This is a genomic window from Pseudoxanthomonas kaohsiungensis, from assembly GCF_010211765.1.
GTDB classification, from domain to species: domain Bacteria; phylum Pseudomonadota; class Gammaproteobacteria; order Xanthomonadales; family Xanthomonadaceae; genus Pseudoxanthomonas; species Pseudoxanthomonas kaohsiungensis.
In genome coordinates this window covers 1-13,976 of record NZ_PDWO01000014.1, presented here as the reverse complement: position 1 = coordinate 13,976, position 13,976 = coordinate 1, and the positions used below count along the sequence as shown (strand labels likewise).

At 71.1% G+C, this 13,976-nt stretch carries 10 protein-coding genes; 4 read left to right on the top strand and 6 right to left on the bottom strand.

Annotated features, from left to right (window positions below; translation table 11 throughout):
* Positions 1-270 precede the first annotated feature (270 nt).
* On the bottom strand, positions 271-1,872 hold the full coding sequence (locus CSC66_RS13655) for a phytoene desaturase family protein (RefSeq protein ID WP_162377957.1): 1,602 nt from the start codon (positions 1,870-1,872) through the stop codon (positions 271-273).
* A gap of 166 nt (positions 1,873-2,038) precedes the next feature.
* Between CSC66_RS13655 and CSC66_RS13650 the strand changes: the two genes are divergently transcribed.
* Positions 2,039-3,493: a CHASE2 domain-containing protein gene (locus CSC66_RS13650; protein WP_162377956.1), complete on the top strand. Its 1,455-nt coding sequence runs from the start codon at positions 2,039-2,041 to the stop codon at positions 3,491-3,493.
* 9 nt (positions 3,494-3,502) lie between these two features.
* Here the strand turns inward: CSC66_RS13650 and CSC66_RS13645 are convergent, their stop codons facing one another.
* Positions 3,503-4,888 carry an MBL fold metallo-hydrolase RNA specificity domain-containing protein gene (locus tag CSC66_RS13645; protein ID WP_162377955.1) on the bottom strand — a complete coding sequence of 462 codons (1,386 nt, stop codon included), beginning with the start codon at positions 4,886-4,888 and terminating at the stop codon, positions 3,503-3,505.
* 175 nt (positions 4,889-5,063) lie between these two features.
* Here CSC66_RS13645 and CSC66_RS13640 point away from each other — a divergent pair, with 175 nt between their 5' ends.
* Positions 5,064-7,139 (top strand): M13 family metallopeptidase, encoded by a 2,076-nt coding sequence (locus tag CSC66_RS13640; protein ID WP_162378035.1) that lies wholly within the window; start codon positions 5,064-5,066, stop codon positions 7,137-7,139.
* Positions 7,140-7,892: 753 nt separating this feature from the next.
* The gene (locus tag CSC66_RS13635) at positions 7,893-9,893 is read left to right on the top strand and encodes a M13-type metalloendopeptidase (protein ID WP_162377954.1); all 2,001 of its coding nucleotides are present in this window, start codon (positions 7,893-7,895) and stop codon (positions 9,891-9,893) included.
* 82 nt (positions 9,894-9,975) lie between these two features.
* Here CSC66_RS13635 and CSC66_RS13630 read toward each other — a convergent pair whose 3' ends face one another.
* Positions 9,976-10,644, bottom strand: coding sequence for a rhomboid family intramembrane serine protease (locus CSC66_RS13630; protein ID WP_162377953.1), 669 nt, complete (start codon positions 10,642-10,644; stop codon positions 9,976-9,978).
* 289 nt (positions 10,645-10,933) lie between these two features.
* The gene (locus CSC66_RS13625) at positions 10,934-11,284 is read right to left on the bottom strand and encodes an MGMT family protein (protein ID WP_162377952.1); all 351 of its coding nucleotides are present in this window, start codon (positions 11,282-11,284) and stop codon (positions 10,934-10,936) included.
* Between the two features lie 39 nt (positions 11,285-11,323).
* Here CSC66_RS13625 and CSC66_RS13620 point away from each other — a divergent pair, with 39 nt between their 5' ends.
* The gene (locus tag CSC66_RS13620; RefSeq protein WP_162377951.1) at positions 11,324-11,734 is read left to right on the top strand and encodes a hypothetical protein; all 411 of its coding nucleotides are present in this window, start codon (positions 11,324-11,326) and stop codon (positions 11,732-11,734) included.
* A gap of 130 nt (positions 11,735-11,864) precedes the next feature.
* On the opposite strand, the gene CSC66_RS13615 is transcribed toward CSC66_RS13620, so the two are convergent.
* Both CSC66_RS13615 and CSC66_RS13610 read right to left on the bottom strand, forming a co-directional pair.
* Entirely contained in the window at positions 11,865-12,986 is a 1,122-nt protein-coding gene (locus CSC66_RS13615) for an inorganic phosphate transporter (RefSeq protein ID WP_162377950.1), read from the bottom strand.
* Between the two features lie 193 nt (positions 12,987-13,179).
* Positions 13,180-13,806 (bottom strand): DUF47 domain-containing protein, encoded by a 627-nt coding sequence (locus CSC66_RS13610; RefSeq protein WP_162377949.1) that lies wholly within the window; start codon positions 13,804-13,806, stop codon positions 13,180-13,182.
* Positions 13,807-13,976 lie beyond the last annotated feature (170 nt).

Genomic DNA, 13,976 nt, shown 5'->3' with positions numbered 1-13,976 from the left:
CCACCTCGGAATGGGAACAGGCATCCGGCCACCGCGCTCCTGCTCGAGCCTCTCGAACGAAGCAGAAGCCTCAAAACTCCCGAGGACGCCGTCCGACAGGGGCATGGCGCAAGTGGCACATGGATGTGCCACGACCCGAGTCCGGACAGGACGTCCGGTCGAGGGATGCGCCATGCCCCTGTCGGGCGGCGGCCCCTCCCGAAGCCGAGTGCCCCTTCCGTCCGGCCAGGCCTTTCCGCATCCGCAGCGCAACGCAACGGACGCCCACCATCAGCGCAGATCCGAAATCAGCACCTGCGCCGCGTTGTGCCCCGGCGCACCGGTGACACCGCCTCCCGGATGCGTCCCCGAGCCGCACAGGTACAGCCCCGGGATCGCCCCTCGATACCCGGCCTGCCCCAGCATCGGCCGCGCCGAGAACAGCTGGTTCAGGCTCAGCGCGCCGTGGAAGATGTCGCCACCGACCAGGCCGAACACCCGCTCCAGGTCCAGCGGACTGAGCACCTGCCGCCCCAGCACCGAGGCAGCGAAGCCCGGCGCATGGCGGTCGACCGTGGCGATCATCAGGTCCGCCACCTCCTCGCGATGGTCGTCCCAGCTGCGCCCGCCGGGAAGCTCCGGCGCCACGTGCTGGCAGAACAGGCTGGCCACGTGCATGCCCGGTGGCGCCAGCGAATCGTCCAGGGTGGAGGGAATCAGCATCTCCACGATCGGCTCGCGCGACCAGCCGTGGTCGTGCGCATCGCGCCAGGCCCGGTCCATGTAGTCCAGCGAGGGCGCGATGATGATCCCCGCGGTGAGGTGGTCGCCCTCGCCGGGCAGCACGGAGAAGTCGGGCAGCCGCGACAGCGCCACGTTCATGCGGAAGGTGCCCGAGCCGCAGCGCCAGTGGCGCATGCGCTCCGCGGTGGCCGCCGGCACCGCCGCCGCGGGCAGCAGGCGCTGGTACAGCAACTTCGGATTGACGTTGGCCACGACCGCGCGGGCGCGCAGGACCTCGCCCGAGTCGGTGACCACGCCGGTGGCGCGGCCGCCCTCGACCTGTACTTCGCGTACCCCCGCAGCGATGCGGATCTCCACCCCGGCGGCAGTGGCGGCGCGCGCCATCGCCTGGGTGATCGCGCCCATGCCGCCGATCGCATGGCCCCAGGCGCCCTTGACCCCGTTGACCTCGCCGAACACGTGGTGCAGCAGCACATAGGCCGAACCGGGCGCGTAGGGGCTGGCGAAGTTGCCGACGATGCCGTCGAAGCCGAACAGCGCCTTGATCGGCGCGCTCTCGAACCAGCGGTCCAGGTACTCGGCCGCCGAGATCGAGAACAGGTCCAGCAGTTCCTGGCGCAGCGTTTCATCCAGCGCGTGCAGGCGCCTCCCGAGCCGGGCGCCACGCAACAGCTCCGGCAACGCCTTCCACCAGCCGCCGTCGGTGACGTTGGGCGGCGGTTGCAGCGCCAGCGCGCGCAGCACGTCGGCGATCGCGTCCAGGCGCGCCTCGTAGGCCGGCAGCGCCTCGGCGTCGCGGCGCGAGAATTTCGCCACTTCCGCCGCGGTCTGCCCGCCGCCGGTCAGCAGGTAGCCGCCCTCGGGCAGCGGCAGGAAGTTGTTGCGCCGCCGCTGCACCACGCGCAGGCCATGGCCGTGCAGGTCCAGGTCGGCGATGACCTTGGGCTGCAGCAGCGAAACCGTGTACGAGGCCACCGAATTGCGGAAGCCGGGGTGGAACTCCTCGGTCACCGCCGCCCCGCCGACCACCGGCCGGCGTTCGAGCACGGTGACGTCGAGCCCGGCGCGGGCCAGGTAGGTGGCGCATACCAGGCCGTTGTGGCCGCCGCCGACCAGCACGGCATCGCGGATTCTTGCAGGGTTCGTCATCGGCACAGGTATACCACTGCGCCTATACTGGCCGCGCAGGGGGCTGGCGATCGGGGGAAGCGATGGTCGCAATGCCGCAGGTAGCGTCTGCCGTTCCGGAGGCGATCGCATGCGCGCCGACGGGGCGCCGCGGGCGCGCGCGCCGATGAGGCCGGGCGCCGGAACATTGCGATCGCTTCGTCGTGGCGCCCTGGCGCTGGCCGCCGGCGCGCTGGCCGCGCTGCTGGGCGGCCTGGGCCTCGCCGCGCCGCTGGACGACCTGCTGCAACGCTGGCTGTCGCCGACTTCCGCGCCGCAGCCGAGCGCACCCGGCGTGGTGCTCGCGATCGGTCCCGACGACCCCTGGCCGTGGCCCAACGGACGCCTGGCGCAGCTGCTCGACCGCCTGCGCGATGCCGGCGCGCGTGGCATCGCGCTCGACCTTCCGCTGCAGGCCAGCGCCGACGACCCGGCAGGCGATGCGCGCCTGGCGCGCAGCCTGCTCGACAACCGCGTCGCGCTGGGCGTCGCGCTGGACATGGCACCGGGGAAGGCGCCGCGGGCGCGCATGCCGCCGGTGGAGTTCGCCGACGCGGCACGCCTGGGCCATGCGCACCTGGCGCCCGATCGCGACGGCAGGGTCCGCCAGCACCTTTCTTACGTGCTGGCCGCGGACGGAGTGCGCTGGCCCTCGCTGCCCCAGGTGCTCGTGCAGCCGGGCAACCGCGCCGGCGGCGGTGCCCGTGCACTCGATCGCTGGCGGATCGGCCATGCCGGCGGCCTGCCGCCTACCCTGCCCGCATCCGGCGTCCTGGACGGCCGGCTCGGCGCGTCGCAGCTGCATGGCCGCTGGATCCTGGTCGGCCTGGCCGACCCGCGCTTGCAGCCGCGGCTGCCCGGCCCGTTCGGCAGCGCGCCGCTGTATCCGGTCGAGCACCAGGCCCGCGCCCTGGTCGCACTGCTGCGGGGCGCCACGCCGCGGCCGCTGCCGGCCGCGGCGCAGGCCGTGCTCGCCCTGCTGCTGGCCGGCGGCGCAGTGCTGGTCGGCCTGTCCGCCGGCGGCCGCGACTGGCGGCTGCCGGCCGCCGCAATCGGGGGGCTGGTGGCGACACTCGGCCTGTTCGCCTGGCTGCTGGGACGCCAGCTCTGGTTCGCGGCGGGTGGCGTAGTCCTGGTCCTGGCCATCGTGCTGCTGGCATGGTGCCTGACCGCGCTGTGGAAGCTACTGCGCGAGCGCCAGCAAGCGCCGGGCCTGGCCTCGCGCGCCCGCATGGAGGCCGCCCTGCACGCCGTGCGCGCCACCGGCCAGCCGCATGCCCTGCTGCTGGTCGGGATCGCCGCGGGCGACACGCGAAGCGAAGCGGGCCAGGCCGACGCCTGCCGCCTGGCCCGGCTGCTGCGCGAACGGGCACGGCGCCCCGGCGACATCGCCGCCTGCCTGGGCGATGGCGCTTTCGCCCTGCTGCTGCCGGGTACGCCGGCCAGCGCGGCCGAGCACATCCTCGACGAGATCCGGCAACTCGCCGGGCGCGGGATGGCCTCGCCGGTGCGGGGCAGCGTGCACGGCTGCGATGGCGATCCATGCGAGTGCAGCCGCCGCCTGGGAGCGGGCGCAACCGCCGCCGGCGCCCCGCTGGCCTAGCCGCCCCGCTCAGACCTCGCAGCGCATCCCCGGCCGCGCCAGGGTCACGCGCGCGCCGCTGCGCTGCCCGATCTCTCCCGCCAGCGCCTCGCGGGCGCGGTCCTCGCCATGCACCAGCACCAGCGGCGGCGAGCCGCGGAAGTGGCCATACCACTCCATCAGTCCGCGCTGGTCGGTGTGCGCCGAGAGCCCGCCGACGGTATGGATCTGGGCGTTGACCCGGTAGTCCTGGCCATGGATGCGCACCCACTGCGCCCGCTCGACCAGGCGCCGGCCCAGCGTGCCTTCGGCCTGGTAGCCGACGAACACCACGTGGGTGTCGCGCCGTCCCAGCCGGTGCCGCAGGTGGTGCAGGATGCGGCCGCCATTGGCCATGCCCGAACCGGCGATCACGATCGCGCCGCTGCTGATCGAATTGATCGCCATCGACTCCTGGGTGCTGGCGGTGATGTGCAGGTTGGGCAGCCGGAACGGCGAGGGCCGCTGCCGCCACACCGCCTGCGCCTGGGCGTCGAACAGCTCGTGGTGGCGGTCATAGACGCCGACCACGCGCCCGGCCATCGGGCTGTCCAGGAAGATGCGCCAGCGTCCAAGGTTCCACTCGTCCCAGTAGCGTGCGAACCAGTACAGCAGTTCCTGGCTGCGCCCGACCGCGAACGCCGGGATCAGCACGTTGCCGCGCTCGCGCCAGGCGTGTTCGAACACCTCGCCCAGTTCGGCCACCGTGGCCTGGCGTTCGCGGTGTTTGCGATCGCCGTAGGTCGATTCCATGACCACCAGGTCGGCCTGTTCGATCGGGCACGGATCGCGCAGGATCGGCGTGCCCTTCGGCCCCAGGTCGCCGGAGAACACCAGCTTGCGGCTTCGCCCGTGTTCCGTGGCCCACACCTCGACGATGCACGATCCCAGGATATGGCCGGCGTCGCGCAGGGCGATGTCCACGCCCGGCAGGATCGTGGTGCGCGCGTCGTAGTCCAGGGGCCGCAGCAGCGGCAGCACGCGCGCCACGTCCCGCCGGGTGAACAGCGGCGGCATCGGCGGCTGCTCCGGGTCGCGATGGCGGTTGGCGCGCTGGGCCTCGGACTCGGCCAGCGAGGCGGCGTCCTCCAGCATCACCGGCAGCAGGTCGGCGGTGGCCCCGTGCAGCCAGATCGGCCCGTCGAAGCCGCGCGCCACCAGCAGCGGCACGCGTCCGATATGGTCGATGTGGGCATGGCTGAGGACCAGCGCATCCAGGCTTGCCGGCTCGAACGGGAACGGATCGGCGTTGCGCGCCTCCAGTTCGCGCCGGCCCTGCAGCAGCCCGCAGTCCAGCAGCACCCGCCGGCCGGCGGCGTGGACCAGGTGCATGGATCCGGTGACCTCGCCGGCCGCGCCGTGGAATTCGACCTGCATCTGCCCGCCTCCGTCCAGGGGAGTCAGGCGCCATTGTGCCGCCATGACCTCCGGCAGTCCCTCCGTTCAGCCGTCCGGCGTAGAGTCGCCCCCACTGCCCCGTCCCGGGGCCTCCCACCATGCCCGCCCGGCGGGCCGGAGATCGAGCCACGTGAACATCCGCAAGACCCAGACCCTGCTGCTGCCGGTGGCCATTGCCGTCGCGCTGGCCGCCTGCTCCAAGAAGGAAGACGCCGCGCCGGCCGCCACCGCCGCCGCGCCGGCCGCCCCCGAGTACCGCCTTGACGAGAGCACCCTGCCTGGCGTGAACCGCTTCACCCTGGCCGACCTGGACACCACCCAGGACGCCTGCACCGATTTCGCCGCCTACGCCAACAGCAAGTGGCTGGCCGCCAACCCGATCCCGGGCGACCGCACCAGCTGGGGCGCGTTCGAGATGCTCGACGAGCGCTCCAACGCGGTCCAGCGCCAGCTGGCCGAACAGGCGGCGGCCGACGCCGATGCCACCGGCGTGAAGAAGATCGTCGGCGACCTGTGGGCCACCGGCATGGACGAGGCCAAGGTCAACGCCCAGGGCATCGAGCCGCTGGCCGGCCACCTGGCCGCGATCGACGCGCTGGCCGATGGCCCGGCCGTGGCCGAGTACCTGCGCACCAGCGCGGCCAAGGGCGAGAATTTCCTGTTCGGCTTCGGCGCCGAGGCCGACTTCCAGAACCCGGACCTCAACATCGCCTACGCGATGCAGGGCGGCCTGGGCCTGCCGGACAGCAAGTACTACTTCGACGCCGACAAGAAGGACATCCGCGACGCCTACGTGGCCCACATCGCCAAGGTGCTGGAGCTGTCGGGCGTGGCCGCGGCCGACGCGCAGAAGCAGGCGCAGGACGTGATGGCGTTCGAGACCCGCTTGGCCAAGGTGTCCAAGTCGCGCGAGGACATGTCGCGCGACGTGTCGCTGTACTACAACCCGGTCAGCCTGGCCGACGCCGACAAGCTGGCGCCGAACTTCCCCTGGACCAAGTTCTTCGAGTCGCAGGGCGTGGCCGCGCCGCAGATGTTCTCGCTGGCGATCCCCGCCTTCCACCAGGAAGTCAGCAAGGCGTTGGGCGATACCGACGCCTCGGTGTGGCGCTCCTACCTGCGCTTCCACACCGTCGACGGCGCCTCGCCGTACCTGAGCGACGCCTTCGCCCAGGAGAACTTCAACTTCTACGCCAAGACCCTGCGCGGCCAGAAGGAAATGAAGCCGCGCTGGAAGCGCGTGCTGGCCACGGTCAACGAGCAGGCCGGCGAAGCGCTGGGCCAGATGTACGTCCAGGTCGCCTTCCCGGCCGAATCCAAGGCCAAGATGGAGGCGCTGGTGGCCAACCTGGGCACCGCGCTGAAGGCGCGCATCGAGAACCTGGAGTGGATGGGCGCCGACACCAAGCAGAAGGCGCTGGCCAAGCAGGCCGCGTTCACCCCGAAGATCGGCTATCCGGACAAGTGGCGCGAATGGAACGGCCTGGAGACCAGCCGCGACAGCTACATCGGCAACGTGCTGGCGGCGCAGCAGTTCAACTACCGCTGGAACCTGTCCAAGATCGGCAAGCCGGTGGACAAGACCGAATGGGGCATGAGCCCGCAGACGGTCAACGCCTACTACAACCCGCTGCAGAACGAGATCGTGTTCCCGGCCGCGATCCTGCAGCCGCCGTTCTTCGACCCCAATGCCCCGGATGAAATGAACTACGGCGGCATCGGCGCGGTGATCGGCCACGAGATGACCCACGGCTACGACGACCAGGGCAGCCGCTTCGGGCCGACCGGCAAGTTCGAAAACTGGTGGACCGAGGCCGATGCCAAGGGCTTCGCCGGGCGCACCGACAAGCTGATCGCGCAGTTCGACGGCTACACCACCGCCGACGGGCAGAAGATCAACGGCCGCCACACCCTGGGCGAGAACATCGCCGACCTGGGTGGCCTAGCCACGGCCTACGACGCGATGAAGGCCGCCGCCGGCGACACGCCGGACCCCATGACCGACGGACTGAGCCGCGACCAGCGCTTCTTCCTCAACTGGGCCACGGTGTGGCGCCGCAATTTCACCCCGGAGGAGCTGAAGAACCGCATCGCCACCGACGAGCACGCCCCGGCGCAGTTCCGCGCGGTCGGCGCGCCCTCGAACCTGCCGGCCTTCGCCGCGGCGTTCAAGTGCGAGCCGGGCAAGCCGATGGTCCGCCAGGGCGACGGCCAGGTCGTGATCTGGTAAGCCACCAGCAACCGCAACGTCCCGCGAGGCCCGGCATGTCCGGGCCTCGCTTTTTCAGGCTCCCGTCGTTGGGGGAGTCTGGAAGCAACAGCAACGGCGAGGGCGCGTGGTGGCGTCGGTTCCTGGCGTGTCTTTCGCGATCGTGGGGGTCGTCGTTTCGCTCGACTGGAAACAACGATGCATCTTCATGGCTCGATGCTCCTGCCGTTGTAGGAGCCGATTCATCGGCGATGCGACACCCTCGGCACGGGCGACAGCCTCGTCGCCCCGACGCCCGTGTCGCCGATGAATCGGCTCCTACAAGGACCACAACGCCGCCGTCGAACATCGCATGGATCGACCGAGCGGAGCCACGACCATCACGTTGCCCGAGGACGTCGTCCTGTCGGGGGATGGCGCAAGTGGCACATGGATGTGCCACGGCCCCGAGTAAAGACAGGATGTCGTCCCGAGGGTGCGCCATCCCCCGGCAGGACGGCGGCCCCTTACCGGAGCCCGCGCTCTAGCTTCACAAAAGCCCCCCAAATCCGGCGCCACCTCCGTTCCCCGCCCTGGGCCGGCACTGCAGCCCAGCCCCGGATTTCGCCACCCCAGGACAAGACCCTGCCGCCACCCGCCTCACCCACCCGGCCAGAAAACGCGAACCACCAACCCGGTTCACGTTTCCGGCAAGACAGCCTGCAGCGCGTGCATGGCGGCCGTGGACGCCTTGCTACACTCCCGCGACACCCAACCGAGGCCCCCGCCCCGATGATGCCCACGCCCCGTCCGCTGGTCCTGGCCCTTGGCCTGGGCCTGCTCGCCCTGGTCTCCACCGCCGACGCCGATGCCCAGCGCAAGAAGAAGGCCCCGGCGGTCAGCGCCCAGTGCACCGATTTCTATGCCTGGGCCAACGCCGAGTGGCTCAAGGCCAACCCGCTGCCGGCCGATGCCGGCGCGATCAGCGCACTGGGCCAGCTGACGGACCTGGCCCTGCAGCAGCAGCGCCAGCTGCTCGATGCGGCGATGAAGTCCCCGCAGACCGAAGTGCAGAACCGGCTGGGCGACTTCTGGGCCAGCGGCCTGGACGAAGCGGCCATCGAAGCCGACGGCTCCCGGCCGATCGCCCCGCTGCTGTCGCGCATCGATGCGATCAAGAAGGCCAAGGACGTGCCGGCCTCGATCGCCGCGCTGCACCAGGTCGGCATCCCGGTGGTGTTCAACTTCGCCCCGGACGTGGACCTGAAGGCGCTGGACCGCCACATCGGCTACTTCATGCAGGGCGGCATGGGCCTGCCGGACCCGGCCTTCTACACCCGCAACGACGCCGATACCCAGGCCGTGCTCGCGCGCTACCGCGACTACGTCAAGCAGATCCTGGCGCTGACCGGCACCCCCAAGGAGCGGCTGGAAGCCGATGCCAAGGCGGTGATCGACATCGAGACCGCGATCGCGCGCAAGTCGCAGTCGCTGGCCGACCTCAACAACCCGTTCCGCAACTACGTGCCGGTGCCGGTCGCCGACGCCGCCAAGCGCTACCGCAACCTGCAGCTGGCCCAGTTCCTCGAGGCCCAGGGCGTGAAGGACGACCTGGTCTCGCTGCCCGACCCGGCGCTGTTCGCCGAGCTCGACGCGATGATCGGCCGGGTCAAGCCCGAGCAGTGGAAGGCCTACCTGCGCTGGCGCGTGGGCGACGCGATGGCGCCCTACCTTTCCAGGAGCTTCCGCGACGCCAGCTTCGGCTTCCGCGGCCAGGTGCTGGCCGGCCAGTCCGCCCCGGCGCCGCGCTGGCAGCAGGTGATCGAGGCGATCAACACCGCCGCCGGCCCGATGCTCGGCCACGAGTACGCCAACCGCTACCTCACCTCCGAGGAACGCCGCCGCGCCACCGTGGTCGCCGACGAGGTCCGCGACGCGCTGGTCGCCGCGGTCGAGGGCAACACCTGGCTGAGCGCGCAGGCCAAGGCCGAGGCGCAGGCCAAGCTCAAGGCTCTGAAAATCGAAGTCGGCACCCCGCGCCGCGACCTGGACTACACCGTGCAGCCGATGGGCCGCGGCAGCTTCGGCGGCAACATGCTGATCGCCTCGACCTGGCGCCACCGCGAGGAGATGAAGCGGATCGGCAAGGGCAATGCCGACCGCCGCTGGGACGTGCTGCCGCAGCAGCCCGCGCTGGCCTACGACATCGCCCAGAACCGGCTGATCGTCACCGCCGCGGTGCTGCAGCCGCCGGTGCTGGACGTGGACAGGCCCGCCACCGCCTACGGCGCCTATGGCGCGCTGGTCGGCACCCAGCTCAGCCGCGCGATCGACGCCAAGGGCGCGCAGGTCAACGCCCGGGGCGAACTCGGCAACTGGTGGACGCCGGCCGACACCGCCGCCTGGAACACGCTGGGCGAGCGCGTGGCCGCGCAGTACGCCGGCCAGCCCTATCCGGGCGTGAAGGGCGGCAAGGTCAACGGCGGCCAGGTCCGCGACGTCGCCCTCTCCGACCAGGCCGGCCTGCAGCTGGCCTGGGACGCCTATGCCAAGGCGCAGCCGGAGGCCAAGGCGGCGGACCAGCAGGCGTTCTTCGGCGCCTGGTCGAAGCTGTGGGGCCAGCAGGTCTCGGAAAACGTCGCCGCCGAGCGCCTGGCCGCCGAGATCCACGCGCCCGGACCGCTGCGCAGCAACGTGCCGCTGTCCAACCTGCCCGCCTTCGGTGCGGCGTACGGCTGCAAGGCCGGCCAGCCGATGCAGCGCGCCGAGGCCGACCAGGTCCGCGTCTGGCGCTGAGCTGGCGCGCGCACCATGGAAAAAGGCGCGGATTTCCGCGCCTTTTTTCTTTCGGACGACGGAACGGCCGCGGCCGTTCCGGTCACTTCACCCGGCGCAGGTGCGACGGACCGCGGGGTGGCCCGCGGCGGCCGAACGGCGGCTGACCGCGCCAGTAGCGGATCACCAGCCAGCCGAACAGCATCCCGCCCAGGTGCGCGAAGTGGGCCACGCCCGGCTGCCAGCCGGTGAACCCCAGGACCAGCTCGGTGATGCCGAACAGGATCACGAAGGTGCGCGCCTTCATCGGGATCGGCGGGAACAGCAGCATCATCCGCTGGTTCGGGAACAGCATGCCGTAGGCCAGCAGCAGGCCGAACACGCCGCCCGAGGCGCCCACGGTCGGATAGGCCGCCCCGCCGCCGCTGGTGATCCACCAGCCCACCGCCAACTGGCACAGGCCGGCACCGGCCACGCTGATCAGGTAGAAGGCCAGGAACCGGCGCGGCCCCCAGGTCAGCTCCAGCGGCGCGCCGAACATGTACACGGCCAGCATGTTGAACAGCAGGTGGCCGAAGCTGGCGTGCAGGAAGCCATAGGTCAACAGTTGCCAGGGCTGGAAGTTCTCGCCCGGCGAGAAGGGATCGAAGCCGCCCAGCGGCCACAGCATGAAGGGGGCGAACGTGGACTGGCCCAGCATCAGCTGCAGCAGGAACAGCGCGGTGTTGGCGATCAGCAGGGCCTGGGTGACAGGCGGCAGGCGCGAGAACATGCGGTTGCGGCTCGGGGGAACGGGCGGCCATCATAGCGGCCCGCGTCGTCGACGGCCGGCACGTCGGGTCCGGCCGCCCTGGCGAAGGCTCGTGCGTTGCCTGTTCATGGCGGCGGGACGCCGGCGCGCGACGCCCCCGGCATCCCGACGTGGCACTCCCGGAATGGTCGCCTGCGACGACGCCGGGGCTCGCTGCATGTAGGAGCCGATCTTCATCGGCGACCCGACGCCGCCGGCACGGGCGACGCACCGGGCATCCGGAGACCGTGTCGCCCATGAGGATGGGCTCCTACGCGCTATCGGGGCCCCAGATGGCGGCGTCGAGGTCGGCCGGCCCGCGCGCGCGCCGGACCCGGCCATTCTCCACCCGCACGCCCTCGGCGCTCAGGCGCCGGCACTGCTCGCGCCAGCCCGGCGAACCCTCGGGGAAGGCGATGCGTCCGTCCGCGCGCAACACGCGATGCCAGGGCAGCGCCGGATCCTCGTTGGCGGCCAGCACCCGGGCCGCCAGCCGTGCCCGCCCCGGCAACCCGGCAAGGCGCGCGACTTCGCCGTAGCCGGCCACCTGGCCGCGCGGAATGGCGCGCACCGCGGCCAGGATGCGGCGGGTGGAATCGTCGCTGGAAGACGTGGCAGCCATCTGCGGCTAGCATACCGGCGGGGGATCGCGAGGACCGCCATGCGCAATTTCGAACAGATCCGCAGCCACCTGCTGACCGCCGGCTTCCGCCTGACCATGCAGGAGCCCTACGTGGCCTGCGTGGAACTGTCGCTGGAGGGCGGCAGCCGCCACCAGTCGATCTTCATTTCCGAGCTGGACGGCGACGACCAGCGGCCGATGGTGCGGGTCAGCACGGTGATCGCGCCGACCACCGGCATCGATGCCCGGCGGGCCCTGGTGTTCAACTGGCAGAGCAGCGTCGGCTACCTGGCGATCGGCGAGCTGGACGGCGTGCCCTACCTGCAGCTGTGCGAGAACCGCCCCTACGACGGCCTGACCCCGGCCGAGGTCGAGCGGCTGGTGCTGGAGATCGGCGGCCTGGGCGATCGCATGGAGCGGGCGCTGTCGGCCGAGGGCGACCTGCTGTAACCGTAGAGCGGGGCTTGCCCCGCTGCCCGGTGAGCGGGATCGCGTGCGTCGACAGCGGGGCAAGCCCCGCCCTACGCGTCGACCGCAGGCCGCAAGCGGGTCCGCCCCACGCCTCGGCGACGCGCCGGCCTCAAGCCCAGCCCATCGCCTCGATCAGCTTGAAGATCAGGTAGGCCACGCCACCGGCGGCCGGGATCGTCAGGATCCAGGCCCAGATGATCCGCTCGACCACGCCGAGCTTGAGCGCGCGCGGGTTCTTGGCGAAGCCCACGCCCATGATCGCGGTGGAGATGCTGTGGGTGGTCGACACCGGCATGCCGAAATGCGCGGCCATCGTCAGCACCGTGGCCGAGCTGGTCTCGGCGGCGAAGCCGTGGATCGGGTGCAGCTTGACCATCTTGTGGCCGAGGGTCTTGATGATGCGCCAGCCACCGGAGGCGGTGCCCAGGGCCATGACCACGGCGCAGGTCAGCACGATCCACATCGCGATCTCGGCCCCGCCCGCATCGCCCGGGTGCAGGAACGCCAGCCAGCCCGGCAGGTTGTCCAGGTGCCCGGCCGATTCGGCGCCGATCAGGGTCAGGGCGATGATGCCCATGGTCTTCTGCGCGTCGTTGTGGCCGTGGGCGTAGCCCATGTAGGCCGCCGACAGGATCTGCGCCTTGCCGAAGAACGCGTTGACCCAGCGCGGCCGCGCCATGCGCGCGAACACGCCACCGAGCCGGACCATCCCGGCGATGAGCGCCCACAGCAGCAGCATCATGGTCACGCCCAGCAGGAACCCGGCCAGCGGCGAGGTCACCATCGGCAGGAACACCTTCCACAACAGGCCCTTGTTCTTGGTCCAGTTGCCGACGGTCTCCGACCAGATCAGCGCGTCCCAGTCGTTGTGCGCGGCGGCCAGGGCCGCGCCGCACAGGCCGCCGATCAGCGCGTGCGAGGACGAGGACGGCAGGCCGAACCACCAGGTCACCAGGTTCCAGATGATGCCGCCCAGCAGCGCGCACAGGATCACCTGCGAGGACGCCTCGACCACGTCGGTGTTGACGATGCCGGTGGCGATGGTCGCCGCCACCGCGGTACCGGTCAGTGCGCCGATCAGGTTCATCACCGCGGCCAGCGACACGGCCGAGCCGGGCGAGAGGACCTTGGTCGCCACCACCGTGGCGATGGAGTTGGCCGTGTCGTGGAATCCGTTGATGAACTCGAATACCAGCGCGGTGAAGATCACCACCAGTACCAGCGTCAGCATGGCGCGCCTCCGTCCAGGCATGCTGCTGCACCCGGCATCCGGCGCCCGACGCGGAGCCCCCTTGAGTCAAGGGGGCGGCCTCGCCGCGCAGCGGCGAGGCGGGGGTTGTGGAAGCACGGCCCGGGGGCATCGGCGCAGCCGATGCCCGGCCTGCCGGAGCGAGGACCGCTGACGGTCTGGACGGCGGCCATCGTCAGCTGTTCTTCAACACGATCTGGTAGGCGACCACGCCGGCCTCGCGGCAGCGGTCGATGGCCTTCTCCAGGATCTCGAAGAACTCCTTGAGCAGGAACATCTGCAGGTGGTCCAGGCGCCCGGAGTAGATGTCGCGGTACAGCTCCAGCATCAGGCGGTCGGCCTCGTTCTCGATCGCGCGCAGCTTCTCGTTGAGTGCGGTCATGCGGTCGATGTTGAGGGTGCGCAGCTCGCGGACCATCTCCACCACCACGCCGGCGGCCTGCTCGAGCATCGCCGCGCGCGGGGCGAAGTCGATATGGGCCAGGTGCTGGGTCGCCAGCGAGTAGCGGTCGGCGAACTTCTCGATCTGCTTGGGGATCTTGTACAGCGCCGAGCCCAGCGCCTCGATGTCCTCGCGCTCGATCGGGGTGATGAAGCTCTCCACCAGCGCCTTGCCGATCTTCTCCGAGGCGGTGCGCTCGCGCTGGCGCGCCAGCTTGAACTCGTCCAGCGCCGGTTGCCGGTCCGAGGCCTTCATCATCTGGTGGAGGGCCTTGGCGCTGTCGTGGGCGGCCTCGGCCGCCTCGTCCAGCAGGACGAAGAACTGCTTGCCGGAACCGAAGATCGTCTGCAGGGAGAACATGGTTGGAGGTCCGCCGCCTCGGGAGGGGCGGCCAAATGCTGCGGAATTATGACAGCCCGCCACGCCGCCCGGGAACCCGTGGGCGCTGACGCCGCCTGCACGGGGGGCCTCTGCTAAGATGCCCCCGTGCCGCTGGCACACCCTATGGACGGGTTCTTAGACACATCTGA